The sequence below is a fragment of the Coralloluteibacterium stylophorae genome (assembly GCF_018122625.2).
GTDB classification, from domain to species: Bacteria; Pseudomonadota; Gammaproteobacteria; order Xanthomonadales; family Xanthomonadaceae; genus Coralloluteibacterium; species Coralloluteibacterium stylophorae.
Window position 1 is genome coordinate 371,726 of sequence record NZ_JAGQFT020000001.1, and the last position, 22,364, is coordinate 394,089.

Genomic DNA, 22,364 nt, shown 5'->3' on the forward strand with positions numbered 1-22,364 from the left:
GCGCCGGTCTAGAAGTCGATGCAGCGACCGTTCTTCTCCCAGTCGCCGAACCGGGTCGGATCGGGACCGTCGCGGCCACCGATCTCGACCGGCGCCTCGGCGTCCTTCGGACCCGGTGCGGCGCCCTCGCTGGGCAGCCTGCCGGTGTCTTCGGGAGTGGGCTTCGGGGTTTCGCTTATCATTCGCAAACAGCGGTCGATGAACCTGCAAATGTTAAATCGCACCACCACTCCATTCAAGCCGAACGCGAGCGTCGCTGCGCTTCCGGCGCTTCCGTTCGGGGTCCTGGAGATCGCCGGTCCGGATGCCGTTGCGTTCGCGCAGGCGCAGTTCACCAACGACGCGGCCGCCCTCGCCGACGGCCATTGGCAGTGGAGCGGCTGGCTGACGCCGAAGGGCCGCGTCATCGCGCTGTTCGCCCTGCTGAAGCTGGATCCGGAGCGCGTGTGGCTGCTGCTGCCGGACGCGCCGGCGGCGACCCTGGCCACGCGTCTGGCGCGCTATGTCTTCCGCAGCAAGCTGAGGCTGGACGTGCGCGACGGGCTGCGGATCCTCGCCGACATCGACGGCGCGGTGCTGCCTGCCCCGCCCTCGCCCGCCGCGATCCTGCGGATCGCGGGCATGACGGTGCTGGACCTGTCGGATGCGCACGCACCGCGGCGGTTGGCACTCGTCGAGGATGCGGCCGCGGACGCTGGCGGCGCAGCGCCCATCGCGGCGCAGTGGCGGCGGAGCGATCTCGCCGCGGGCCTGCCGCGCCTGGTCGGCGACCAGGTCGAGGCGTGGACGCCGCAGATGCTGGGGCTGGACAGCCTGCGCGCCTACAGCCTGAAGAAGGGCTGCTATCCCGGGCAGGAGATCGTCTCGCGCACCCACTACCTCGGCCAGGCCAAGCGCGGCCCGGTGCTGCTGTCCGGCGGCGGGTTCGCGGACGGCGATGCCGTGCGCATGGGAGATCGGGATGTCGGCATCGTCGTCGCCGCTGCCGACGACCTCGCCCTGGCCGTGATCGCGCTCGAGCACCGGACCGCGGCACTGTCGTGCAACGGCAGTCCCTGTACGGTGCAGCCGTTCCGCGAGGGCCTGGCGCGCTGAGCCCGGTGTCGCGGAAGCAGCGGCGCCAGCGGCTGCTATCCTCCGCCGCCGGGCGGACTCCGGCACACGCAGCGCGATGTCGCGGGAACCGCCTCGACGCCTGCGGGATCCGCCGGCCCCCATCCAGAACGGAGAACGCATGGACAGGTCGATCGGATCGCTGGGCCTCATCGTGGCCGTCTCGCTGCTGCTGGCGGCATGCCAGTCGGGCCAGGTCAGGGAGCTGCCGCCCGAACCCGCGCCTGCGCCCGCGCCACCGGTCGCACAGGCCAGCAGCGTGCGCCTCTCCGCCGATGCGCTGTTCGCATTCGGCCGGGCCGACATCACCGACGACGGCGCCGAGGCCGAGCAGACCCTCGCCGCCCTCGCCGCGCGGCTCGCCACGGCGGAACGCGTGGAGTCGGTGCAGGTCCTCGGCTACACCGACCGGATCGGCTCCGACAGCTACAACGAGGAGCTCTCGCGCCAGCGCGCCGAGGCCGTGCGCGCGTTCCTGGTCGAGCGCGGCATCGCCGCCGACGTCATCGCCGCCGAGGGTCGCGGCAAGGCCGACGCCATCGTCGACTGCCCGGACCTGCGCGGGCGGGCGCTGATCGACTGCCTGGCACCGAACCGGCGGGTCGAGATCAACATCGTCGCGGTCGAGTAGCCGCTCGACCCGCGCGTTAGCCCGGCCGCCGCCGGGCCAGCCATGCCGCGCGCGACTGCCCCCAGATACCGATGTCCTTCTGGTCGTGCGGCGCGGGCAGGCGACCCATCCGCAGCAGCGTGGAGCCCAGCCGGGCCGCAACCCGCTGCGACGGGACGTTGTCGGGATCGATGGTATGGACGATCTCGCTCCAGCCGAGGTGGTCGACCGCCCAGTCCATCGCAGCGGTCGCGCCTTCGACCGCGTAGCCCCGTCCCTGCGCGTCGCGCACGAGGGTCCAGCCCACCTCGGTCCCGGGCCAGCCGTCGGTTTGCCAGGGGCCGAGCCTGCCGATCCAGCGCCCGCTCGCCTTCTCGATCACCGAGAACATCGCGAAGCCGCAGGCCTGCCAGGCGCCGATCTGCGTCATCAGCGCGCGCCACACCATCGAGCGCGGCTGCGCGCCGCCGATGAAGCGGACGTGCTCGGCGTCGCCCATCAGCCGTACGAAGTCCTCGAGGTCGGCGAGCTGCGGTGGACGCAGCAGCAGGCGTTCGGTCTCGAGGATCGGGCCGGGGGTGGCGGCGTGCATGAAGGCGTCTCCTGCGGAGGCTAGAAGGCACTGATGCCGGTGAGTTCGCGCCCCACGACGAGCTGGTGCACCGTCTCGGTTCCTTCGTAGGTGATCACCGATTCGAGGTTGAGCGCATGCCGGATCGCGGCGTGGTCGGTGGTGATGCCCGCGGCGCCGAGGAGGTCGCGGCACTCGCGGGCGATGTCCAGAGCGGTACGCACGTTGTTCCACTTGGCCAGGGAAACCTGGGTCGGCTGCATGCGCCCGGATTCCTTGAGCCGCCCCAGGCGCAGCGCCATGAGCTGGGCCAGCGTGATCCGGCGTGCCATGTCGGCGAGGCGGAGCTGGACCGATTGCGTCGCTGCGACCGGACGGCCGAAGAGCACGCGCTCGCGGGTGTAGGCGATGGCCTCGCGGTGGCAGGCGACGGCGGCGCCGATCGCGCCCCAGGCGATGCCGTAGCGGGCCTGGGTCAGGCAACCCAGCGGCGCCTTCAGTCCCTGCGCCCCCGGCAGCCGCGCACTGTCCGGCACGCGCACGTCGTCGAGGTACAGCGCGGCGGTGTCGGACGCGCGCAGGCTCATCTTGCGCGGGATCGGCGTGCGGGCGAAGCCGCGGGCGTCGGTCGGCACCAGGAAGCCGCTGACGCCAGCGCCCGTGCGCGCCCAGACCACCGCCAGCTGCGCGATGCTGCCGTTGGTGATCCACGTCTTCGCGCCACGGATCAGCCAGTCGCCGCCGTCGCGGCGCGCCTGGGTGCGCATGCTCGCCGGGTCGGAGCCGGCGTGCGCCTCGGTGAGGCCGAAGCAGCCGATCACCTCGCCGCGCGCCATCGGCGGCAGCCAGCGGCGCTTCTGCTCCTCGCTGCCATAGGCATGGATCGGATACATGCACAGCGAACTCTGCACCGACACGAAGCTGCGCAGCCCCGAATCGCCGCGTTCGAGCTCCTGGCAGACCAGGCCGTAGGCCACCGGACCGAGTCCGCCGCCGCCGAACTCCTGCGGAAGCGTCGATCCGAGCAGCCCCAGTCCCGCGAGCTCGCCCACCAGCTCGGAGGGGAACCGCCCGGCGTCGAAGCACTCGGCGATGATCGGCAGCAGGCGCGTGTCGACGAAGCGCGCCACGCTCTCGCGCACCGCGCGCTCCTCCGGCGTCAGTTCCGCGTCGAGGTCGTAAAGATCGCTGGGGTCGAGAACCATGGACGGCGCACCTGACGGGACGCGGCGAGTCTAGCCGCGGAGGAGACCGCGCTGGCCCGCAACGAGAACGGGCCGGTCTTGCGACCGGCCCGTCGGCGTCCGCGTCGCGTGGGACGCGACTACTGCCGCGACACCGGCTGCGAGCTGCCCTCGGCCTGTGTCACCACCGCGCCGTCGACCACCGGCAGCGCCACGCCCGGATCGCGATCCATGCGCACGGTGCGCACCTCGTCGTTCCAGCGGTAGGTGACCTCGTAGCCGGCCTGGCGCTCGCGCGTGCTGGTGTCGGTGACGGTATGGCACTCGCGCTGCGTCGACTGGACGATGTTGTTCTCCTGGTAGTTCTCCTGGACCTTGCGGCCCGCGAACGCACCGCCGACGGCACCTGCCGCGGTCGCGATCTTGCGGCCGCTGCCGCCGCCCACCTGGTTGCCCAGCAGGCCGCCGACCACGGCGCCGGCCACCGTCCCGCCGATCTTGTTCGGGTCCCGCACCGGCTTGCGGTGCGACACGACGCGGTCCTCGCAGACCTCGCGGGGCGTCTCGACCGTCTCGGTCTCCACGACCGGCTCGACGCGCACGACCTCGGCGAACTGCGGGCCGCTGTTGCTGCGCTGGTAGGCCGCGACGGCGACGCCGCCGATCAGGACGGCCGCGACTGCACCGATGATGATCTTGTTGTTCATGGCAACGGTTCCTGGAGTGGCGGCGGACCGCCTGGGTGGGTGACGGCGCGATTCGAGCATCGCGAGGCTGAACAGGTCCGAAAAATTCCATGATGCCCGGCCGGCCATGCCGATGCCCAGCGCAGGTGGCCGTCGCCGGCGCCGCGCATGGCATCGTGGTGCACCCTGCCCCCGACTCCGCCGCCGGATGCTCGTCGACACCCACAGCCACCTCGACATGCCCGCCTTCGATGCCGACCGCGACGAGGTGCTCGCGCGCGCGCGTACGGCCGATGTCCTCCGCCACGTCCTGGCCGCGACCCACCACGACGCGTGGCCGCGCCTGCGGACGGTGTGCGCCGCGCACGCCGGGCTGCATCCCGCCTACGGGCTGCACCCGGTATTCCTGCCCCGGCACCGCCGTGGCCACCTGGCCAGCCTGCGCGAGTGGCTGGAGCGCGAGCGTCCGGTCGCCGTGGGCGAATGCGGCCTCGACTTCCACGTCGAGGGCCTGTCCCACGACGAGCAGCTCGTCTACTTCGATGCGCAGCTCAGGCTCGCACGCGACCTCGACCTGCCGGTGATCGTGCATGCGCGACGGGCGCTCGATGCGGTGATCCAGGCGGTGCGGCGCGTGGGCGGCCTGAGCGGCGTGGTGCACAGCTTCTCGGGGAGTCCGGAGCAGGCGCGCCGGCTCTACGCGCAGGGATTCATGCTCGGCATCGGCGGACCGGTCACCTACGAACGCGCGCAGCGGCTGCGCCGCACCGTCGCCGCCATGCCCATCGAGCACCTGCTGCTCGAGACCGATGCGCCCGACCAGCCCGACAGCCTGTGGCGGGGACGGCGCAATGAACCGGCCCGGCTCGGCGCGGTTCTGGCCGTCGTGGCCGGGCTGCGCGGCGCGCCGGAGGACGCCATCGCGGCGGCGACCACGGCCAATGCGCTCAGGCTGTTTCGCCTGCCTTCGTCGCCGACGCCTGCCTGAGCAGCAGCGCCAGGGTCCGGGACACGGCCGCGAACGCGAACGCCCCGGTGACGTGCGTGGCCGAACCGAGCCCGCCGCCGCACTCCATGCGCAAGGCGCCGTCGGCACCGCCGCTGGGACGCACTCCGCAGACGCTGCCGTCGGCCTGCGGGTACTGCACGTTCTCGAGCGAGTACACCGCCGAGACGCCGAAGAACCGGTCCGGATTGCGCGGGAAACCGTGCGCGTGGCGCAGCCTCTTGCGGACCAGGGCGAGCATGGCGTCGTGCTCGGTGCGACTGAGGTCGCGCACCCGCACCTGGGTCGGGTCGGTGCGCCCGCCGGCGGAGCCTACGACCACCAGCGGCAGCTTGCGGCGACGCGCCCAGGCGACGGTCTCGACCTTGACCCGCAGGCTGTCGCAGGCGTCGATGACGATGTCGTAGCCGGCGTCGAGCAGGACGTCCATGTTCGGGACGGTCAGGAACTGCTCGACGACGGCGAGGTCGATGCCGGGACTGATCGCCCTGCAGCGCTCGGCCAGGACCGAAGCCTTGCTGCGGCCGTAGCCGCCGTCGAGCGCATGCAGCTGACGATTGGTGTTGGACACGCAGACGTCGTCGGCGTCGAGCAGGCCGAGCCGGCCGATCCCGCTGCGCGCCAGCGCCTCCACCGCCCACGAGCCCACGCCGCCGAGCCCGACCACGCAGACCGAGGCGGCGCCGAAGCGCGCCAGCGACCCGCGCCCGTAGAGGCGCTCGATCGCTCCGAAGCGTTCGAGCCTCGCCTGTTCCGGATCCGTCCGGACGGGGCGGTCGAAGGCGGTCGAAGATGCGCTGTCCATGCGCGCAGTTTACGGCGTGCTACGGTGCGCCTTCATCCACCGCTGCTGCGACCATGCGCCAGTTCTTCCTGCTCGCCCTGGGCTTCGTGATCGGGATCTTCGCTGCGGTGAGTCTGTATGCGGCGTGGCAGTCGCGGCAGCCGCCGAACGTGCAGGCGGGCAGCATGGCATTGCTGTCGTACCACGTCGGCGGCATCAAGGCCGCGCTCGACGGCGGTCGCTGCGACCGTGGGACGTTGCAGCCGCACGTCGCGTCGATGCAGGCGCTGGCGGGACAACTCGGCCCGATCTTCGCGCCGACCGGGGACGACGCCCAGTTCGGCGAACGCGCCGTCGCGCTGCGCGAGGCGCTCGCGGGACTGGATGCCGACATCGGCTCGGGGCGCGGCTGCGCGGCTGTCGGCGAGGCCGTCGCCGCCGTCGGCGAGACGTGCTCGGGCTGCCACCGCGCCTTCCGCTGAAAGAACGCTCGACATTCCGACCACGGACCGCTCGCAGTCCGTTCATGAATGTCGAACTAGGTTAGCCGGCATCCCGGGCAACGACCCAGCCATCAGGAGGCCACCCATGAAGATCAAGCCGCTTCTGACCGCGACCGCCATGAGCGTCGCCCTTGCCGCCTGCGCGACCGGCGGTGGCTATGGCGGCGGCTACGGCGGTGGCGGCGGCTACAGCAACGCCGGTTATGGACAGCCGCAGCAGCGCGTCTGCTACGACTGCGGCCAGGTCGAGCGCATCGAGACGGTGTACGGCGCACGCGACAACAGCCGCACCGGCGCGGTGCTCGGCGGACTCATCGGTGCCGTCGCCGGCAACCAGATCGCCAAGAACACCACCGACAGCAAGGGCCGGCGGAACACCGCAACCGTTGCGGGCGCGGTCGGTGGTGCCGTCGCCGGCAATGCGATCGAAGGCAAGATGAACGAGCAGACCTACGACATCTACGTCCGCATGGACGATGGCAGGCGCATCGTGATCAACCAGAACGGCCTGCCGAACGGTCTGCGCGAGGGCGCCTACGTGCGCGTCAACGGCAACGACATCGACGTGATCCGCTGATCCCACGGACGCCGCGTCACTTCCGAACGGCCGGGCCTGCCCCCGGCCGTTCGCGTTTCAGGGCGTCGCGCAACGCGCGCTCCGCAACGGGATGCCGCGCTCCTGCAGCCACGCGCCGATACGATGCGCGACGGCATCCGGTGCGCGCATCCACGCGAAGTGGTCCGCGGCGACGCCCAGTTCCTCCGGTCCCATCGCGGCCACCTGCGCATCGACCTGCGGCATCTTGGCGATGAGATTGGCGAGCGAGGCCTGCGGTGCGAGCCAGTCGTCGCGCAGCACGACGCCGAGCATCGGCAGTCGCACCGCGCGCAGCTTCGCTTCCAGATCCTCGTCCATCCCCGCCGCCCTGTAGATGCCCGAGCGGCCGCTCCGGCTCCAGTCGGCGATGACGCCGCGCGCCTCGCGCCCGCCGAATCCGACGCGCCGCCCTGGGAAATGGCCGTACGTGTGCGCCAGCGCCGCCGCCAGCCGGTACGCCGCCGGCAGCGCCGCGCCGCGCACCCCTGCGAAGCCACTGCGGTGCGGAGTGCCGCTGGCGACGACGAGCAGGCCTGCGGCGTCCTCCGCGCGCGAAGCCGCGAACAGGCAGGCGAGCTGTCCGCCCAGGCTGTGGCCGCCGAGCATCAGCGGCAGCTCCGGGCGCGCTGCGCGCAGCGCAGCCAGCGATGCCGGCAGGTCGCTTTCGAGCAGCTCGCGATAGCCCCAGTCGCAGTGGCGCCCGGCACGCAGGCTGCTGCTGCCCAGCCCGCGCCATTCGTGCACAGCCACGGCGACGCCGGAACCCGCCAGCGTCGCGGCGAAGGCATCGTAGTTGCGTGCCGGGACGCCCATCGCAGGCAGCCACAGCAGGGCTACGACCGCTTCGGGCCGGTTCGTGGTGCGCAGCGCCCAGCGATGGCCGTCGAAAGCGACGGGCGACAGCAGGTCCATGTCCATCCGCGCGAGGATGCCACGCCTCGCGGCCGCAACAGGCACGCGTTTCACGGACGTTTGATAGCGCCGATGTGATGGTGCGGCACCGTTCCCACCGTGAGCCCCGCCATGGAAAACAACGCCGATCACACCCGCAGCCTGCACGAACTGGGCGAGCTGATCGACGGCATCGACGTCGCGATGCTGACGACCCGCACCGCGTCCGGCGGCATGGTCAGTCGTCCGTTGCAGACCCTGCGCATGGAGCCGTCCGGCGACCTGCTGTTCTTCACCTCCGCCAGCAGCGGCAAGGTCGACGAACTGACCCAGCATCCGGAGGTCAACCTGGGCTATGCCGAGCCCGACAAGCAGGTCTATGTCTCGGTACGCGGGACGGCGACCATCGAGCGCGACCGCGCCCTCATCGACGACCTGTGGACGCCGATGGCGAAGGCCTTCTTCCCCGAGGGCAAGGACGATCCGGACCTGGTCGTGCTGCGCGTGCGCATCGAGAGCGCCGACTACTGGACCGGCTCGGGCAATTTCGTGGGGCGCGCGATCGGCTTTGCCCGTGCGCTCGCGGGCGAGGGTTCGTCGGCCATGGGCGAGCACGGCCACATCGAGCCGCGCTGAGCGCACACCCCGTTCCCCCAAGGAGACAGCAATGACCTCCACACGCATGCTTCCGCTGCTGCTCGGCGCGGTACTCGCCGCTCCGGTCCTGGCGCAGACGCCGCCCGTCGCGCGTCCGACCGGTTCCACGCTGCCGCCACCGCCGCCCCTGCCCCCGCCGCCCTCGGCGGCACCGGCACCCACACCGGCCCCGGCACCGATGCCGCAGTCGGCGCCCCGCAGCTATCCAGCGCAGGCCGCGCCGGCCTCGACGATGTCGGGCCCGGCGCCGAACTACGGCGCGAACCAGGTGCAGCTGCGTGGCGCCGCCGGGCAGACGATCACCATCCGCTCGCGCCCTGGCGACATCGACCGGTCGCAGTACGTCGTCGACTTCGGCCAGTTCGATCGCAACGGCGACGGCCGGATCACCCGCGGCGAGGTGCCGGCAGGCCATCCGTTGCAGGGCCAGTTCCATGTCGTCGACAGCGACAACGACGGCAGCCTGACCCGCCAGGAACTCTCCGGCTGGCTGCGCTGACACGACTGACCGGAGGAGATCGCCGGACACGATCGAGGGCGGGTCGCGCTGCGGCCCGCCCTCGCTTCGTCCGACGTGACACCGGCGCGGACGCCACGGCCCGCGCCTCCGGGGTCAGAGCGGCTGGACCTCGTCGGCCTGCAGGCCCTTCTGGCCCTGCACCACCTTGAAGCTCACCTTCTGGCCTTCCTTGAGCGACTTGAAGCCGGTGCCCTGGATGGCGCGGAAGTGCACGAACACGTCCTCACCGCTCTCGCGGCTCACGAAGCCGAAGCCCTTGGCGTCGTTGAACCACTTCACGGTGCCGATTTCACGATCCGACATTGCAAGACTCCTACAACTACATCGATGGGTGGATTGCGGCGCGGCTGCGCCATCGAGCTGGTTGCAGGAACTGCGATCTTCTCCGGCTCCGCGGCCGGTCGGCGGGGGGCGCGACCGACAGGAGTCGAAGCATGACACCGGCAAACACAGCCGCGCGCGATGCTAACCCCGGATTCAGGCGATTGCGAGAACACGCCCCGGAGCCCCCTCGCCCGTCGACGAACGGCGCCCGCACACCGGCAGGCGGACGTCACCCTGCCTGCAGCAGGGCCAGGTCGGCGACCAGCTCGCGATAGGCGGCCGCCCGCTCCGGACCCGCGCGCAGCACGAACGACGGGTGCGCGGTGAGCATCACCGACGCATCTCCGGCGGGAAACCAGCGCCCACGCTCCTCCTGCAGCCGTACGCCACGCCCGAGCACGGCTTCCGCCGCGATCGCGCCGAGGCAGACGATCCGCCGCGGACGCACCTGCATGCGCTCGGCCGCGAGCCAGACGCTGCAGGCGGCACGCTCGCCCGCCGCGGGATTGCGGTGCAGACGACGGGTGCCGCGCTGCTCGAAGCCGAAGTGCTTGACCGCGTTGGTGACGTAGAACGCGCCGCGGTCGAGCCCGAGTTCGCCCAGGGCCCGGTCGAGCAGGCGCCCGGCGGGCCCGACGAAGGGACGGCCGGACAGATCCTCCTCGTCGCCCGGCTGCTCGCCGATCAGCATGACCTCGGCGTCCTCGGGGCCTTCGCCGAACACCGTCTGCGTCGCCGGCTCCCACAGGCGGCAGGCGCGGCATGCCGACGCCGCCGCGCGCAGTCCCGCCAGGCCCTGCTCCGCCGGCGCAGGCGGCAGCGGCCCCGGGATGCGCCTGCGCGCCGGCTCCGGCGCCCGTTCGACCATGGCCTGTACCTGGCGCGCGGCGTCGCGCTCGAGCTGCGGGATCAGCGTGGCCTCGGGCAGGTTCTTCCAGTAGCGACGCGGCATCTCCTTGCGCATCATCCGCGCGTTCGCCCGCGCCGGATTGAAGATGCTGGCGTAGTAGGTCCGCCACAGCGGCTCCACGGCATCCTCGGCGGGCACGTCCTCGCGACGTGCGCCGGGGCCGTGGTGGAGTGCATCGCCATCCCAGGCGACCGAGCCCTCGGGCGACGCGATCGCCCAGCGCATGCCGGCGAAGCGACGCGCGAAGAACGGCGCGACCAGCCCGAGGATGCGGTGCTCGGGCTCGAACCAGGCCGCATATCCCGGCGTGTCGTCCCCGGTGTCGGCGACGATCTCCCTGAAGCGGACGAACGCCTTCATCTTGTGCATGTCGCGCCGCACCTCCCGCGCCATCGCCTGCGCGCGGAGCACGTCCGGATCGGCCGCCCGGTCGAGCACGCCGGCCTCCCCCCGCGCCAGCCGCCAGAGGATGCGGTACAGCAGCCCGAGACGCTGCGGATCCCGATGCGCCAGCACCTCGGTGGCGAGGGCGGCGAAGCGCCGCGGCACCCGCAGGTGAGCGACCGCGTCGGCGGCGACCACGGGCGCGTCCTCGACGTCGGCCGTGGCGAGCAGTGAGGGCGCATCGGTCTCCGACCACGCCACCGCCTCGGGCGCCAGACCGGCCGCCAGCGCCTGCCGCGCGACCTGCCGCCATGCCGCGTAGCCGGCGACGGTGCACCGCGCGCGATAGATCATGGCCGTGGCGCGAACAGGTCCGCCTGCGCCGGCGTCGCCGCGAACTCGGCCTGCAGCCGCGCGCTGTCGCGCTCGCGCAGCGCCGGGCGATGGTCGAGGGTGACGACGAAGGGGCGCACCTTGCGCAGCGGCACGCGCAGCCGGCGCAGGTCGTCCAGCCGCAGTCGGGCGAAGCGCCGCTGCGCCAGGATCCGCTCGACGTTGCGCGCGCCCAGACCCGGCACGCGCAGCAGTTCCTCGCGCGGCGCGGTGTTGACGTCGACCGGGAAGCGCTCGCGGTGGCGCAGCGCCCACGCCAGCTTGGGATCGATGTCGAGCGGCAGCATCGACTGCCCCGCGGGCGCGATCTCGTCGACGTCGAAGCCGTAGAAGCGCAGCAGCCAGTCCGCCTGGTACAGGCGGTTCTCGCGCACCAGCGGTGGCGGCTTGGCCGGCAGCAGCCGCGATGCGTCCGGGATCGGGCTGAAGGCCGAGTAGTAGACGCGGCGCAGCCGGTAGTTGCCGTAGAGGTTGGCGCTGGAGGTGAGGATGCTGCGGTCGTCCGCGGCGTCGGCCCCGACGATCATCTGCGTGCTCTGCCCGGCCGCGGCGAACCTCGGCGCCCGGCGGTCCTCCTTCGCCTCCTCGATACGCCAGCGCAGCCGACCCATGGAGGCGCGGATGTCGCCGGCGCGCTTCTCGGGCGCGAGCGCGCCGAGCCCGGCCTCCGTCGGCATCTCGACATTGATGCTGAGGCGGTCGGCGTAGCGGCCGGCGAGATCGATCAGCTCCGGCGCCGCATCGGGAATCGTCTTCAGGTGGATGTAGCCACCGAAGCGATGGTCTTCGCGCAGGCTGCGCGCGATCTCGACCAGCTGCTCCATGGTGCGGTCGGGACTCGCGATGATGCCGGAGCTCAGGAACAGGCCTTCGATGTAGTTGCGCCGGTAGAAGTCCAGGGTGAGGTCGACCACTTCCGCGGTGGTGAAGCGTGCGCGCCTGACGTTGCTGCTGCGCCGGTTGATGCAGTACGCGCAGTCGTAGATGCAGAAGTTGGTCAGCAGGATCTTGAGCAGCGAGATGCAGCGGCCATCGGGCGCATAGGAATGGCAGATGCCCATGCCCTCGGTCGAACCGATGCCGCGCGAGGCCAGCGAATCGCGCCGGGTTCCTCCCGACGAGGCGCAGGACGCGTCGTATTTGGCAGCGTCGGCCAGGATCGCGAGCTTGTCGACCAGCTGCATGGGCGCGGGGACGGACGGGCGGGCCAGTGGACACCGCGGCCGTCTCACCGGGTGAGACGCAACGAGCCCGCGCCGGGGGCGCGGGCTCGCGGGCGGTCGCCTTGGGTAACGCCGGCGACGTCAGCCGTTGCGGCCGAGCGAATGCTTGAGGTCGCGCATCTGCGCGTGGTCCTGCTCGACCTGCGGCTGGTACTTCTGCGCGATGGCGCGGACCTCGGCGTGCTCGGAGTCGTTCACCGCCTCGCGGAAGGCGTGCACGATGCGGTCCTCGAACTCCTCCAGCTGCGAGATGTACTCGACGTCCGAGTTCTTGCTGAGCTTGGCGCGCATCTCGCCCCAGCCCTTGCGCAGGCTGCCGCCGACGCTGCCATCGCTGGGCGTGGCGCCGAGGGCGGCGACCTTGGTCTTGAGTTCGCCGGCGATCGAGGCCTTGGTCGCGGCCATGCGCTCGAACAGCTGCTTGTACTGCGCGTGATCGGCATCGCCGGCGGCATCGCGGTAGAAGTCGCGGCTGTCCTCGAGCACGTCGATCAGGTCGTTGAGGCTGGTGGTCTGCTTGCTCATTGCGTACCTCGCTTGGTCGGGGTGGAGTCGCCCGGGGCGACGTTGCGCGCAGGTTCGCAGCCGCTGCGACAAGGCGCCGTGTGGGCGGCTTGCACGTCGTCACCACGAAACCGTCTGCAGGGTGTCCGCCGCCACGTACGATCCCCCCCATGAGCTTCGACCCAACCCTTCTCCTCTATGTCCTGGGCGCGCTGCTGGTCGTGGTCGGCATCGCCGGCCTGATCCTGCCCGCCCTGCCCGGCCCGCCGCTGGTCTTCGGCGGCATGCTGGTAGCCGCGTGGGCGGAGGACTTCGAGCGGGTCGGCGCGGTCACCCTGATCGTGCTGGCGGTGATGGCCGCGCTGGCCTACCTGATCGACTTCGCGGCGGGCGTGCTCGGCGCCAGGCGCTACGGCGCCAGCACGCTCGCGCTGTGGGGCTCGGCGATCGGCACGGTCGTCGGCCTGTTCTTCGGCCTGCCGGGACTGATCCTCGGCCCCTTCGCCGGTGCCGCCGTCGGGGAGCTGATCCACAGCCGGCGCATCGGCCTGGCCTCGCAGGTCGGCATGGCGACCTGGCTGGGCATCGTGGTCGGCGCCATCGCCAAGATCGCGCTGTCGTTCGTGATGATCGGCGTGTTCGTGTTCGCGCTCATCGTCTAGGCGGATGCGCACCTTCCTGCTGCTGGTGCTGGCGGTCGCCCTGGGCGTGCTGGCGCTGATGCGCGGCTGGATAGCCATCCCGGACCGCCTGGACCCGTGGGCCCCGCTCGTCCTCGACGAGCCACCCGGGCCGTTCACGCGCTGGAAGCTGGGCCGCCTCGAGGACGACCGGCAGGCCTGCGCGCGCCTCCTGGAATCCTCGGGCTTCGCCGCCGTCGCCGTCGACGACCGCCGCGGCGACGACGGCTGCGGCTGGCGCAACGCGGTCCGGATCGGCCCAGGCTCCGATCCGGCGGTCGGCAGCGCCTTCACCCTGCAGTGCGCGGCCGCCGGCGCGCTCGCGCTGTGGGAGCACCAAGTGCTGCAGCCGGCCGCACGCCGCCGGTTCGGCCGCGGCGTGCGCGCGCTCGAGCACTACGGCTCCTATGCCTGCCGCAACGTCTACGGGCGCGCGAGCGGCCGCCGCAGCCAGCATGCGACCGCGAACGCCTTCGACCTGGCCGGCGTGATCCTGGACGACGGCCGCCGCATCCGCGTGGCCGGCGACTGGGACGGCGGCGACGAGGAGGCGGCCTTCCTGCGCGAGATCCACGACGGCGCCTGCGGCCTGTTCAACGGCGTGCTCGGGCCGGACTACAACCGCGCCCACCGCGACCACTTCCATCTCGACCGCGGCGGCTACCGGATCTGTCGCTGACGCGTCGCCGTCCTGCTGCCACGCCGCCTGCACGGGGCGGCCCCGATGCTGGCGGGCCCCGAGCCGTCCGCCCCGCCCGATGCACCGTCCGCGTTCCCTGTCCTGGCTGCTCGCCGCCGTGCTCGTCGTCGCGGGCTGCGTGAGGATCGGCGATGCCTCCGTGCCGATCCCCACGCTCATGGACCGAGCCGTCCCGGGACACAGCGCCGACGTGCTGGTGGTCGTCCTGCCCGGACGCGGCGACGACCTGGAGACGCTGTCCCGACGCGACCTGCTAAGGCGCATCCGCCGCCATTGGCCGCAGGCGGACGTGCTGCTGACCGGCGCCACCCTCGCCTACTACCGCGAGGGGCGGATCGCCCGGCGCCTGCACGACGAGGTCGTCGCTCCGGCGCGCCGTGCCGGCGGCTACCGCCGGGTCTGGTTCACCGGCATCTCGCTCGGCGGGCTGGGCGCGCTGGTCTACGAGAGCACCTATCCCGACCAGGTGGAGGGCGTCGTCCTGCTCGGTCCCTATCTCGGCGACCGCGCGATCCTCGAGGAGATCGCCGCCGCAGGCGGCATCGGCAGCTGGGCACCGGGCCCCGCCCCGGCCGCCGTCACCGAGGCCAACTTCCAGCGCGAGGTCTGGCGCCGCATCCAGGCCCTGTCCGACGCGCCCGCCCGGGCCGCGCGCATTCACCTCGCCTACGGCGAGCGCGACCGCTTCAACGGCGCCCTGCCCCTGATGCGCCAGGTCCTGCCGGACGGCCAGGTGCACGTGGTGCGCGGCGGCCACGACTGGCAGGCCTGGTACCGCGCCGCCGAGACCATCTTCGGCGGCATCGAGCCGCGCCAGGCGCGCTTCAGCGCGAGCGCGCCCAGCGGCGGTGGTCGACCAGCAGGCAGCGGTCCTGCACGACCTTGATCCCGGCCTTCGCCAGCACCTCGGCCACCCCGTCGTTGCGGATCCCGAGCTGGAACCACACCGACGCCGGCCGCGCCGCGATCAGGTCGTCGACGTGCGGGGGGATGTCCTGCGGCCGCCGGAACACGTCGACCATGTCGACCCGCGGCTCGATCTCCGCCACCGTCCGGTGCACCGGGCGGTCGAGGATGCGGGTGACCTCCGGGTAGTAGACCGGCACCGGCACCACGTCGAGCCCCGCGCCCGCGAGGTAGTGGGCCACGTCGAAGGCGGGCTGCCCGCGCTGGGCCTCGGTCTTGATGCCGAGCACGGCGATGCGCCGGGTCGCGGCGAGCAGGGCGTCGATGCCGGCGGTGTCCTGGATCAGGTTGTCGCGCCAGTCGCTCATGGTGTCCCTTGAACCGTTCCGCGGACGCACGATGATCGCCGCGGCGCAGGCGCGGCGGCGTGAGGGTCAGGCACTTCCCAGCGCCGCCTCGATGTCGCGCGAGAGTTCGGCCGGGCGCGCGGTCGGCGCATAGCGTGCGATGACCTCGCCGTCGCGGCCGACCAGGAACTTGGTGAAGTTCCACTTGATCCGCTCGGTGCCGAACATCCCCGGCTTCTGCGCCTTGAGCCACTTCCACAACGGGTGCGCGGCCTCGCCGTTGACGTCGACCTTGGAGAACAGCGGGAAGTCGACGTCGAACTTGGTCCTGCAGAACGCGGCGATCTCCGCCTCGCTGCCCGGCTCCTGATGGCCGAACTGGTCGCAGGGGAATCCCAGGACGGCGAAGCCGCGGTCGCGGTAGGTGCGCTGCAGCTGTTCGAGGCCTTCGTACTGCGGGGTGAAGCCGCATTCGGAGGCGACGTTGACCACGAGCAGCACCTGCCCGCGGAACTGGGCCAGGTCGATGTCGATGCCTTCGATGTCGCGGGCGCTGAACTCGTGGAGGGTGGTCATGCGGACGGTCCCATGCGGGCTGGACATGCATTCTAGGCCGCGCGCGCGCGCGGCCGGCGTGAGCGCCCGTGGGGCCGGATCTTCACTCCAAGCGAGAAGCTGCTTGCCGCGCGCGGGCCTTCGCGCGGCGCGACGGCGGGCCTAGAGTGCGGGATCCACCCCCGCCGGAGCCCACGATGTCCACCGCCAGCATGAAGGCCGTCGGCCTCACCCGTTACCTGCCCATCGACGACCCGGACGCGCTGCAGGATCTCAGCGTGCCGATGCCCGTGCCGGAGCCGCGCGACGTGCTGGTGCGGGTCGAGGCGGTCGGGGTGAACCCGGTCGACACCAAGGTGCGCGCGCCCAAGGACGCCCCGGTGCAGCCGAGCCCGCGGATCCTCGGCTGGGACGTGGCCGGCGTGGTCGAGGCGGTCGGCGCCGAGGTCACGATGTTCCGTCCCGGCGACGAGGTCTACTACGCCGGCGACATCACCCGCCCCGGCGGCAACAGCCGCTACGCGGTGGCCGACGAGCGCATCGTCGCGCTCAAGCCGAGGACGCTGGACTTCGCCCAGGCCGCGGCGCTGCCGCTGACCGCGCTGACCGCCTGGGAGTCGCTGTTCGACCGCCTGCAGCTCGACCCCGAGGGTGGCAATGCCGGGCAGAGCCTGCTGATCATCGGCGGTGGCGGCGGCGTGGGCTCGCTCGGCATCCAGTTCGCCAGGCGCGCCGGGCTCACCGTGATCACCACCGCCAGCCGCGAGGAGACCTCGGCCTGGGTGCAGGAGCTTGGTGCCGACCACGTCGTCGACCATCGCAGGCCGCTGCGGCCGCAGGTCGAGGCGCTGGGCTTCGCCCATGTCGACTGGATCGCCGACTTCGCCAACACCGACCCGTACTGGGACCAGATGGTCGACCTGGTCCGCCCGCAGGGCCGCATCGTCACCATCGTCGACAACACCGGGCCGCTGGCGACCGCCGAGGCCAAGGCCAAGAGCGTCACCCACGCCTGGGAGATGATGTTCACCCGCGCCCGCTTCCGCACGCCCGACATGATCGAGCAGCACCGCATCCTCGAGCGCGTGGCCGCGTGGATCGACGACGGCAGCCTCAGGCAGACGCTCAAGACCCGGCTCGGGCCCATCGATGCGGCCAACCTGCGCGAGGCACACCGCCGCCTCGAGAGCGGCACCGCGATCGGCAAGATCGTGGTCGCCGGCTGGAAGGACTGATCGCCCGCGCGCCGGGGCATCAACACGCCTCCACCACGCCATGGCGCCGGATGATCGCGCGCCATGGCGTCCATCCCCTCGTCTCCGCTGCGGCGCGCATCGGCGCTCGCGCTCGTCCTCGTGCTCTGCGGCTGCGACCTGCCGCGCGATCCCGCCGGCAGCACCGAACGCATCGTCGGCGGCACCCTGCGCATCGGCGTGGTGGATGCGCCGGGCTGGACCGATGCGGCGGCGCGGACGGGTGCGGAGGCGGACGCGGTGCGGCGCTTCGCCGCGACCCTCGGCGCGCGCCCGGTGTGGCGGGCGGGCAGCGAATCGCAGCTGATGCACGCGCTTCAGATCGCCGACGTCGACCTGGTGGTCGGCGCGATCGCCGCCGATTCGCCCTGGGACCGCCGCGTCGGCATGAGCCGGCCCTTCCCCGCGAAGCGCTACGCCGCGGCGGATGCCGAGGTCTTCGTGCCCGCGCACGTGTGGGCGGTGCAGCCGGGCGAGAACCGCTTCCTGCTGCGGGTCGAGGCCTTCCTTGAGCAGGACCGGCAGGCGGCCCGGTGAGGCCCATCGCCCCGTTCCACGCGCCGCCGGAGGTCGTCGCCCACGCCGCACGTGCGCGCCGGCTGCAGGGCTGGATGATCGCCTACAGCCTCACCGTGATCGCGACCATGGGCCTGGCCGCCGGCGAATCCCAGGCCATGCGCACCGCCTGGATCGAGGACATGCTGATGCTGGTGCCGCCGGTCGCCTTCCTGGTCGCCGACCGCCTCCGCCGCCGCCAGCCCGACGCGATCTTCCCCTTCGGCCGCTTCAGCGCGGTCAACGCCGCCTACCTGGTCAGCTCGTTCGCGCTGATCGCGGTGGGCGGGATCCTGCTCTACGAAGGCCTCTCGACGCTGGCACGCGGGGAGCGCCCGACGCTCGGCTCGGTGTTCGTCGGCGAGCGCCAGCTGTGGACGGGCTGGCTGATGTGGGCGGCCCTGCTGTGGGCGGTGGCGCCGGCGGTATGGCTGGGCCACAGGCTGCAGGGGCCGTCGATCGCCCTGCACGACCGCGCCCTCCACGGCAGCTCGGAGATGCTCAAGGCCGACTGGCAGACGGGACTGGCCGCCGCGGTCGGCGTGCTCGGCATCGGCCTGGGCCTGTGGTGGATGGACGCGGCCGCGGCGATCTTCGTCTCGCTCAGCGTCATCCACGACGGCGTGCGCAACAGCGGCCGCGCCTTCGGCGCGCTGATGGACCGGCGGCCGATGCAGATCGCCGACCACACCCGACCCGACGACCTGGTCGAGCGCTTCGAGGAGGCCCTGCGCCTGCTGCCGGGCGTGGCCGACGCCGAGGTGCGCCTGCGCGAGTCGGGCTGGCTGCTCCTGGGCGACGTGGTGATCGACACCCGCCCGGGGGTGAGCGAAGCCCAGGACGAGACGCTGTACCGGGAAACCGCCGCCTGCGCTGCGCGCATCAGCTGGCGCATCCACGATCCGAACGTGACCCTGCGCCATCCGCTGGCGTGAGCGGTCGCGGCGTCGCCGGCCGGGGGCGTGCATCCGGTGCGCGAGACCCGCACGGCGCGGCGGCTTACAATGGGCGGCTTCCGGTCAGCCGTATCGCCGCCGGCCCAACCCAACGAGACCGATGTCCGCATTCGATACCGAGCGCGTCCTCGCCGTCAGGCACTGGACCGACGCCTACTTCAGCTTCACCACGACCCGCAGCGCAGGCCTGCGCTTCGAGAACGGCCAGTTCGTGATGATCGGCCTGCCGGTCGACGGCCGCCCGCTGGTCCGCGCCTACTCGATCGCCTCCGCCAACTGGGAGGAGGAGATGGAGTTCTTCAGCATCAAGGTGGCCGACGGTCCGCTGACCTCGCGCCTGCAGCACATCCAGCCCGGTAGCGAGATCCTGGTCAGCCGCAAGCCGACCGGCACGCTGCTGATCCACGACCTGCACAAGGGCCGCAACCTCTACCTGCTCGGCACCGGCACCGGGCTGGCGCCGTTCCTGGCGATCATCAAGGACCCGGAGACCTACGAGCGCTTCGAGCGCGTCGTCGTCTGCCACGGCGTGCGCCACGTCGCCGACCTCTGCTACCGCGACTACATCCAGCACGAGCTGCAGGAACACGACCTGCTCGGCGAGATCCTCGCCGGCAAGCTGCTGTACTACCCGGCGGTGACGCGCGAGGACTTCGTGCACCGCGGCCGCCTGACCGAGCTGATGGCCAGCGGCGCGATGATGGAGCACCTCGGCATCGAGCCGCTGGATGCGGCCCACGACCGCGCCATGATCTGCGGTAGCCCGCAGATGCTCGCCGACTTCCGCGAGCTGCTCGACGCCCGCGGCTTCACCGCCTCGCCGCGGATCGGCACCCCGGCCGAGTACGTGTTCGAGCGCGCCTTCGTCGAGAAGTGAGGCCGCGCGGCCTTCACGAACCCCGTCGCACCCTGCTGCGTCGAACGCGGTCGGGGCCTCCCCGCCGCGTCGCCATGACCAGCAGGAGGTTCCATGAACACACCACGCGAGCGCACTCCCGCACCCGGCAAGGACGAGACCGAGAAGGAACACTGCGAGGAGAACCAGGACGAGGCCCTGGAGGAGACCTTCCCGGCAAGCGATCCGGTCTCGCCGTTCGTGCCGGCCAAGGCGCCGGGCGAGAAGAAGGACAGGAAGGAAGAGTGATGCATCCGACGGCCCGCCTCGCGCGGGCCGTTCTTCGTCCGGACCTAGCGGCCGCCGCCTCCGCCGCCACCGCCCCCGCCGCCGGAGAAGCCGCCACCCCCGAAGGAACTGCTGCCCGGGCTGCTGCCGGGCGGCGTCGTCGCCGAGGCGATCTGCGACGACAGCGAGGCGCCCAGCGCACGTCCGATGTCCTGCGCGCTGGCGCCGATGAAGCCCGGCGCCAGCATCCACGACGAGCCGCTCAGCTCGCGCCGCGCCGCCGCCTCGCCCACCGCCTCGGTGAAGCGCGCGGTCCATGCTTCCTCGAGATCCAGCGCCAGCGCGTAGGGCAGCAGCGCCTGGTAGCGCCCGCCGTCGAGCGGCGGCTCGTTCCCGGGCAGGCCGAGCCTGGCCAGTTCCTCGCGCTCGGCCACGCGCAGGTAGAGCCGGAAGCCCTCGATCTCGTCGAGCAGCGCCCGCCCCTTCGCCGTCGGCGCACGCATCAGGATGCCGAACACCACGTTCAGCGCCACCAGCAGGAGCACGCCGGCGGCGATCAGGCCGATGCCGTGGCCGCCGCTGACGGCGAAGGCCAGCACCGCCGTCGCCAGGCTGGCGGCGATTCCGGCGAACAGCCAGCCTCCGTTGGCGCGCATGTAGGCGGGCCGGTAGCGCGCGTGCAGGGCACCGCCGTGCCCGGTCCTGGCCTCGTCCAGGAGGGCGGCGTTGTCCTGTCCGATGGCGACCACGCGTCGGTCTTCCGCGAACATGGCGAGCACGGCGCGTTGCCCGGGATCGTCCGGGGGCCCGATGCGACCCTCGGCGGTGATCTCCAGCCGCCAGGGTTCCTTGCCGGCGATGTCGTGGTGGATGCGCAGGAACCCGTCCACCGCGAGCTGCACGACATCCGCGGTGAAGGCGGCATCGTCGTAGGCGATCTTCGTCATGAAACGCACGCCGCCGGCGGTATGGCCGGCGGGCGGCTCGTAGCGCGGGATGATCGTCCCCGGCCGCGGGTCGCGGCCGTGGCGCAGCCAGCCGACCAGGTACATCGCCAGCACCCCGGCCAGCCCCAGGCCGATGACGATGAGGCCGAGGTTGTCGCGCAGCAGCCAGGCCACCCGCTGCGCCTGCGACGGTGCGGCGACGAGCCCCTTCGGGAAGGCGACCACCGCGGTCATGCCTTCCTCCGGGGCCAGGCCGCGGGTGCTCTCCACCAGGGCGCCGTCGGCGCGGGTCTCCACCCTCGCCTCGCGCCCGCGTGCGCCGTAGGCGCCGGTGTAGGCCTCGGCGGCGATGGCATCGGCGCCGGGCGCCGAGGGCAGCGTGATCCGCGCCGACGCCGCCTCGATCGGCAGCGCCCAGCCGTTGCCGGTGACGTTCCAGTACAGCTCGTCGTGGTCGTCGAAGAAGCCGAGCTGGCGCGTGGTCCGGTAGCGCAGGGTGTAGCGGATCGTGGCCGGCACATCGAGCAGGGCGTCGTCGCCGGTGTTGATGCGCACGCCGTTGGCGCGGTCCTCGGTGAAGAAGGGTTCCGGACGCCCGTCGCGCTCCACCCCGAGCACCTCGAATCCGACCGCTACGCGGTTGCCGAGGCGGTCGCGGTAGCGGGTCGGGAACTCGCGGTAGATGCCGCGGCGGATCGCGCTGCCCTCCGCGCGCACGGTGATGGTCTCGATGACCTCGAGGCTGCCGTCGGCCAGGACCTGCACGTCCTGGTCGAAGGCGAGCACCCGCTCGCGCGCGCCGGCGGCGCAGGCCAGGCAGGCGAGCACGGCGGCCAGGAGCAGGCGGAACGACAGGCTGCGGCTCATCGGGTCGCCTCCACGACGGGAGCGGCGCGGGCCGCGGGATCGGGTTCGTAGAACTCGGCCGCGCGGACGCCGGCGGCGGTGGCGACGATGCGGTCCGGCACGCGCTGCACGCCGTCGTTGAGATCGCGCACGGCGCCGTTGTAGAAGCGGCGCGCGTACTGCAGCTGCTCCTCGATCCCCACCAGGTCGCGCTGCAGCTGCGCGAAGTTGGCGCTGGCGTCGAGGTCCGGATAGGCCTCGCGCAGGGCGAGCAGCCGCGCCAGCGAGCGCCCCAGCGCGTCTTCGATCGCAGCCAGCTCCGGCGGCCGGGAGCTGGCCAGCGCCTGCGCGCGCAGCGCAGTCGCCGCCTCGATGGTGGCCCGCTCGTGCGCCGCGTGGCCGCGCACGGCCTCCACCAGCATCGGCACCAGGTCGTGCCGCCGGGTCAGCTGCACGTCGATGTCGGCCCAGGCCGAGCGCACCCGGTTGCGCAGGCGCACCAGGCGGTTGAACACCACGACGGCCCAGAGCGCGGCGAGCGCCACTGCCGTCACTGCAATCCACGGTCCTGCCTGCATGCGTTCCCCGCGCGCATCGACGGCCGCGGGCCGTCCGGAACCGGCGAGTGTCGCATC

General features: G+C 72.2%; 29 protein-coding genes. 15 read left to right on the top strand and 14 right to left on the bottom strand.

Translation table 11 applies throughout. The annotated features are described in order from the left end of the window. Positions 1–8 precede the first annotated feature (8 nt). Entirely contained in the window at positions 9–182 is a 174-nt protein-coding gene (locus tag KB893_RS18770; RefSeq protein WP_211925566.1) for a DUF1674 domain-containing protein, read from the bottom strand. A gap of 28 nt (positions 183–210) precedes the next feature. Between KB893_RS18770 and ygfZ the strand changes: the two genes are divergently transcribed. Together ygfZ and KB893_RS01625 are read left to right on the top strand one after the other, a co-directional pair. Continuing rightward, on the top strand, positions 211–1,095 hold the full coding sequence (gene ygfZ / locus KB893_RS01620; RefSeq protein ID WP_213173341.1) for a CAF17-like 4Fe-4S cluster assembly/insertion protein YgfZ: 885 nt from the start codon (positions 211–213) through the stop codon (positions 1,093–1,095). A gap of 139 nt (positions 1,096–1,234) precedes the next feature. After that, positions 1,235–1,744, top strand: coding sequence for an OmpA family protein (locus KB893_RS01625; RefSeq protein ID WP_211928194.1), 510 nt, complete (start codon positions 1,235–1,237; stop codon positions 1,742–1,744). Positions 1,745–1,760: 16 nt separating this feature from the next. On the opposite strand, the gene KB893_RS01630 is transcribed toward KB893_RS01625, so the two are convergent. From KB893_RS01630 to KB893_RS01640, 3 genes are all read right to left on the bottom strand, one after another. Further along, the gene (locus KB893_RS01630) at positions 1,761–2,315 is read right to left on the bottom strand and encodes a GNAT family N-acetyltransferase (RefSeq protein WP_211928193.1); all 555 of its coding nucleotides are present in this window, start codon (positions 2,313–2,315) and stop codon (positions 1,761–1,763) included. A 20-nt stretch (positions 2,316–2,335) separates the two neighbouring features. Continuing rightward, on the bottom strand, positions 2,336–3,499 hold the full coding sequence (locus KB893_RS01635) for an acyl-CoA dehydrogenase family protein (protein WP_213173342.1): 1,164 nt from the start codon (positions 3,497–3,499) through the stop codon (positions 2,336–2,338). A 119-nt stretch (positions 3,500–3,618) separates the two neighbouring features. Then, on the bottom strand, positions 3,619–4,185 hold the full coding sequence (locus KB893_RS01640; RefSeq protein ID WP_213173343.1) for a glycine zipper 2TM domain-containing protein: 567 nt from the start codon (positions 4,183–4,185) through the stop codon (positions 3,619–3,621). Positions 4,186–4,372: 187 nt separating this feature from the next. On the opposite strand from KB893_RS01640, the gene KB893_RS01645 reads away from it, so the two are divergent. Next, positions 4,373–5,152 (top strand): TatD family hydrolase, encoded by a 780-nt coding sequence (locus KB893_RS01645; RefSeq protein ID WP_211927900.1) that lies wholly within the window; start codon positions 4,373–4,375, stop codon positions 5,150–5,152. Here the strand turns inward: KB893_RS01645 and KB893_RS01650 are convergent. Beyond that, on the bottom strand, positions 5,112–5,975 hold the full coding sequence (locus KB893_RS01650) for a tRNA threonylcarbamoyladenosine dehydratase (RefSeq protein ID WP_211927899.1): 864 nt from the start codon (positions 5,973–5,975) through the stop codon (positions 5,112–5,114). The two genes, KB893_RS01645 and KB893_RS01650, sit on opposite strands and share 41 nt — an antisense overlap. Positions 5,976–6,028: 53 nt before the next feature. On the opposite strand from KB893_RS01650, the gene KB893_RS01655 reads away from it, so the two are divergent. Next, positions 6,029–6,436 (top strand): cytochrome c, encoded by a 408-nt coding sequence (locus tag KB893_RS01655; RefSeq protein ID WP_211927898.1) that lies wholly within the window; start codon positions 6,029–6,031, stop codon positions 6,434–6,436. 106 nt (positions 6,437–6,542) lie between these two features. Continuing rightward, a complete protein-coding gene (locus tag KB893_RS01660; protein WP_211927897.1) occupies positions 6,543–7,034 on the top strand; it encodes a glycine zipper 2TM domain-containing protein in 492 nt (163 codons plus the stop codon). A 57-nt stretch (positions 7,035–7,091) separates the two neighbouring features. Here KB893_RS01660 and KB893_RS01665 read toward each other — a convergent pair whose 3' ends face one another. Beyond that, the gene (locus KB893_RS01665; RefSeq protein WP_338026831.1) at positions 7,092–8,099 is read right to left on the bottom strand and encodes an alpha/beta hydrolase family protein; all 1,008 of its coding nucleotides are present in this window, start codon (positions 8,097–8,099) and stop codon (positions 7,092–7,094) included. On the opposite strand from KB893_RS01665, the gene KB893_RS01670 reads away from it, so the two are divergent. Together KB893_RS01670 and KB893_RS01675 are read left to right on the top strand one after the other, a co-directional pair. Then, complete coding sequence (locus KB893_RS01670; RefSeq protein WP_213173344.1) at positions 8,079–8,582, top strand: pyridoxamine 5'-phosphate oxidase family protein; 504 nt, start codon at positions 8,079–8,081, stop codon at positions 8,580–8,582. The two genes, KB893_RS01665 and KB893_RS01670, sit on opposite strands and share 21 nt — an antisense overlap. Positions 8,583–8,613: 31 nt before the next feature. Then, positions 8,614–9,102 carry an EF-hand domain-containing protein gene (locus tag KB893_RS01675; protein ID WP_211925972.1) on the top strand — a complete coding sequence of 163 codons (489 nt, stop codon included), beginning with the start codon at positions 8,614–8,616 and terminating at the stop codon, positions 9,100–9,102. A gap of 114 nt (positions 9,103–9,216) precedes the next feature. Here the strand turns inward: KB893_RS01675 and KB893_RS01680 are convergent, their stop codons facing one another. The 4 genes from KB893_RS01680 to KB893_RS01695 all read right to left on the bottom strand — a co-directional run bounded on the left by KB893_RS01680 (position 9,217) and on the right by KB893_RS01695 (position 12,882). Next, entirely contained in the window at positions 9,217–9,426 is a 210-nt protein-coding gene (locus tag KB893_RS01680) for a cold-shock protein (protein ID WP_211925971.1), read from the bottom strand. A gap of 250 nt (positions 9,427–9,676) precedes the next feature. After that, a complete protein-coding gene (locus KB893_RS01685; RefSeq protein WP_211925970.1) occupies positions 9,677–11,095 on the bottom strand; it encodes a UdgX family uracil-DNA binding protein in 1,419 nt (472 codons plus the stop codon). Continuing rightward, positions 11,092–12,318, bottom strand: a complete 1,227-nt coding sequence (locus KB893_RS01690) for a putative DNA modification/repair radical SAM protein (RefSeq protein WP_211925969.1) — start codon at positions 12,316–12,318, stop codon at positions 11,092–11,094. Before KB893_RS01690 ends, KB893_RS01685 begins: the two co-directional genes overlap by 4 nt. Positions 12,319–12,438: 120 nt before the next feature. Beyond that, positions 12,439–12,882, bottom strand: coding sequence for a PA2169 family four-helix-bundle protein (locus tag KB893_RS01695; RefSeq protein WP_211925968.1), 444 nt, complete (start codon positions 12,880–12,882; stop codon positions 12,439–12,441). A gap of 149 nt (positions 12,883–13,031) precedes the next feature. Here KB893_RS01695 and KB893_RS01700 point away from each other — a divergent pair, with 149 nt between their 5' ends. The 3 genes from KB893_RS01700 to KB893_RS01710 all read left to right on the top strand — a co-directional run bounded on the left by KB893_RS01700 (position 13,032) and on the right by KB893_RS01710 (position 15,127). Continuing rightward, positions 13,032–13,523 carry a DUF456 domain-containing protein gene (locus KB893_RS01700; protein WP_211925967.1) on the top strand — a complete coding sequence of 164 codons (492 nt, stop codon included), beginning with the start codon at positions 13,032–13,034 and terminating at the stop codon, positions 13,521–13,523. A 4-nt stretch (positions 13,524–13,527) separates the two neighbouring features. Continuing rightward, a complete protein-coding gene (locus tag KB893_RS01705; RefSeq protein ID WP_211925966.1) occupies positions 13,528–14,220 on the top strand; it encodes an extensin-like domain-containing protein in 693 nt (230 codons plus the stop codon). A gap of 178 nt (positions 14,221–14,398) precedes the next feature. Next, complete coding sequence (locus KB893_RS01710) at positions 14,399–15,127, top strand: alpha/beta hydrolase-fold protein (RefSeq protein ID WP_246505162.1); 729 nt, start codon at positions 14,399–14,401, stop codon at positions 15,125–15,127. On the opposite strand, the gene KB893_RS01715 is transcribed toward KB893_RS01710, so the two are convergent. Continuing rightward, positions 15,066–15,515 (bottom strand): CoA-binding protein, encoded by a 450-nt coding sequence (locus tag KB893_RS01715; protein WP_211925964.1) that lies wholly within the window; start codon positions 15,513–15,515, stop codon positions 15,066–15,068. The genes KB893_RS01710 and KB893_RS01715 overlap by 62 nt on opposite strands. A gap of 66 nt (positions 15,516–15,581) precedes the next feature. Next, complete coding sequence (locus KB893_RS01720) at positions 15,582–16,070, bottom strand: glutathione peroxidase (protein WP_211925963.1); 489 nt, start codon at positions 16,068–16,070, stop codon at positions 15,582–15,584. Positions 16,071–16,261: 191 nt separating this feature from the next. Between KB893_RS01720 and KB893_RS01725 the strand changes: the two genes are divergently transcribed. The 5 genes from KB893_RS01725 (at position 16,262) to KB893_RS01745 (ending at position 19,957) form a co-directional block, all read left to right on the top strand. Further along, a complete protein-coding gene (locus KB893_RS01725; RefSeq protein WP_211925973.1) occupies positions 16,262–17,284 on the top strand; it encodes a zinc-binding alcohol dehydrogenase family protein in 1,023 nt (340 codons plus the stop codon). 63 nt (positions 17,285–17,347) lie between these two features. Further along, on the top strand, positions 17,348–17,839 hold the full coding sequence (locus KB893_RS01730) for a transglycosylase SLT domain-containing protein (protein WP_211925962.1): 492 nt from the start codon (positions 17,348–17,350) through the stop codon (positions 17,837–17,839). Continuing rightward, entirely contained in the window at positions 17,836–18,792 is a 957-nt protein-coding gene (locus KB893_RS01735; RefSeq protein ID WP_211925961.1) for a cation efflux transmembrane domain-containing protein, read from the top strand. The genes KB893_RS01730 and KB893_RS01735 overlap by 4 nt, the downstream gene beginning before the upstream one ends. Positions 18,793–18,913: 121 nt before the next feature. Then, on the top strand, positions 18,914–19,690 hold the full coding sequence (locus KB893_RS01740) for a ferredoxin--NADP reductase (RefSeq protein ID WP_211925960.1): 777 nt from the start codon (positions 18,914–18,916) through the stop codon (positions 19,688–19,690). A gap of 93 nt (positions 19,691–19,783) precedes the next feature. Continuing rightward, complete coding sequence (locus KB893_RS01745; RefSeq protein ID WP_211925959.1) at positions 19,784–19,957, top strand: hypothetical protein; 174 nt, start codon at positions 19,784–19,786, stop codon at positions 19,955–19,957. Positions 19,958–20,001: 44 nt separating this feature from the next. Here the strand turns inward: KB893_RS01745 and KB893_RS01750 are convergent, their stop codons facing one another. Further along, a complete protein-coding gene (locus KB893_RS01750) occupies positions 20,002–21,750 on the bottom strand; it encodes a DUF2207 domain-containing protein (protein WP_211925958.1) in 1,749 nt (582 codons plus the stop codon). After that, positions 21,747–22,307, bottom strand: coding sequence for a LemA family protein (locus KB893_RS01755; RefSeq protein WP_211925957.1), 561 nt, complete (start codon positions 22,305–22,307; stop codon positions 21,747–21,749). The genes KB893_RS01750 and KB893_RS01755 overlap by 4 nt, the downstream gene beginning before the upstream one ends. Positions 22,308–22,364 lie beyond the last annotated feature (57 nt).

Coding starts and splice junctions, on each gene's coding strand:
- KB893_RS01720 (WP_211925963.1), bottom strand. CDS start 16,070: ATGACCACCCTCCACGAGTTCAGCGCCCGCGACATCGAAGGCATCGAC.
- KB893_RS01705 (WP_211925966.1), top strand. CDS start 13,528: ATGCGCACCTTCCTGCTGCTGGTGCTGGCGGTCGCCCTGGGCGTGCTG.
- KB893_RS01640 (WP_213173343.1), bottom strand. CDS start 4,185: ATGAACAACAAGATCATCATCGGTGCAGTCGCGGCCGTCCTGATCGGC.
- KB893_RS01650 (WP_211927899.1), bottom strand. CDS start 5,975: ATGGACAGCGCATCTTCGACCGCCTTCGACCGCCCCGTCCGGACGGAT.
- KB893_RS01710 (WP_246505162.1), top strand. CDS start 14,399: ATGGACCGAGCCGTCCCGGGACACAGCGCCGACGTGCTGGTGGTCGTC.
- KB893_RS01690 (WP_211925969.1), bottom strand. CDS start 12,318: ATGCAGCTGGTCGACAAGCTCGCGATCCTGGCCGACGCTGCCAAATAC.
- KB893_RS01700 (WP_211925967.1), top strand. CDS start 13,032: ATGAGCTTCGACCCAACCCTTCTCCTCTATGTCCTGGGCGCGCTGCTG.
- KB893_RS01755 (WP_211925957.1), bottom strand. CDS start 22,307: ATGCAGGCAGGACCGTGGATTGCAGTGACGGCAGTGGCGCTCGCCGCG.
- KB893_RS01645 (WP_211927900.1), top strand. CDS start 4,373: ATGCTCGTCGACACCCACAGCCACCTCGACATGCCCGCCTTCGATGCC.
- KB893_RS01685 (WP_211925970.1), bottom strand. CDS start 11,095: ATGATCTATCGCGCGCGGTGCACCGTCGCCGGCTACGCGGCATGGCGG.
- KB893_RS01630 (WP_211928193.1), bottom strand. CDS start 2,315: ATGCACGCCGCCACCCCCGGCCCGATCCTCGAGACCGAACGCCTGCTG.
- KB893_RS01725 (WP_211925973.1), top strand. CDS start 16,262: ATGAAGGCCGTCGGCCTCACCCGTTACCTGCCCATCGACGACCCGGAC.
- KB893_RS01730 (WP_211925962.1), top strand. CDS start 17,348: ATGGCGTCCATCCCCTCGTCTCCGCTGCGGCGCGCATCGGCGCTCGCG.
- KB893_RS01625 (WP_211928194.1), top strand. CDS start 1,235: ATGGACAGGTCGATCGGATCGCTGGGCCTCATCGTGGCCGTCTCGCTG.
- ygfZ (WP_213173341.1), top strand. CDS start 211: ATGTTAAATCGCACCACCACTCCATTCAAGCCGAACGCGAGCGTCGCT.
- KB893_RS01740 (WP_211925960.1), top strand. CDS start 18,914: ATGTCCGCATTCGATACCGAGCGCGTCCTCGCCGTCAGGCACTGGACC.
- KB893_RS01655 (WP_211927898.1), top strand. CDS start 6,029: ATGCGCCAGTTCTTCCTGCTCGCCCTGGGCTTCGTGATCGGGATCTTC.
- KB893_RS01660 (WP_211927897.1), top strand. CDS start 6,543: ATGAAGATCAAGCCGCTTCTGACCGCGACCGCCATGAGCGTCGCCCTT.
- KB893_RS01750 (WP_211925958.1), bottom strand. CDS start 21,750: ATGAGCCGCAGCCTGTCGTTCCGCCTGCTCCTGGCCGCCGTGCTCGCC.
- KB893_RS01745 (WP_211925959.1), top strand. CDS start 19,784: ATGAACACACCACGCGAGCGCACTCCCGCACCCGGCAAGGACGAGACC.
- KB893_RS01635 (WP_213173342.1), bottom strand. CDS start 3,499: ATGGTTCTCGACCCCAGCGATCTTTACGACCTCGACGCGGAACTGACG.
- KB893_RS01680 (WP_211925971.1), bottom strand. CDS start 9,426: ATGTCGGATCGTGAAATCGGCACCGTGAAGTGGTTCAACGACGCCAAG.
- KB893_RS01695 (WP_211925968.1), bottom strand. CDS start 12,882: ATGAGCAAGCAGACCACCAGCCTCAACGACCTGATCGACGTGCTCGAG.
- KB893_RS18770 (WP_211925566.1), bottom strand. CDS start 182: ATGATAAGCGAAACCCCGAAGCCCACTCCCGAAGACACCGGCAGGCTG.
- KB893_RS01670 (WP_213173344.1), top strand. CDS start 8,079: ATGGAAAACAACGCCGATCACACCCGCAGCCTGCACGAACTGGGCGAG.
- KB893_RS01675 (WP_211925972.1), top strand. CDS start 8,614: ATGACCTCCACACGCATGCTTCCGCTGCTGCTCGGCGCGGTACTCGCC.
- KB893_RS01715 (WP_211925964.1), bottom strand. CDS start 15,515: ATGAGCGACTGGCGCGACAACCTGATCCAGGACACCGCCGGCATCGAC.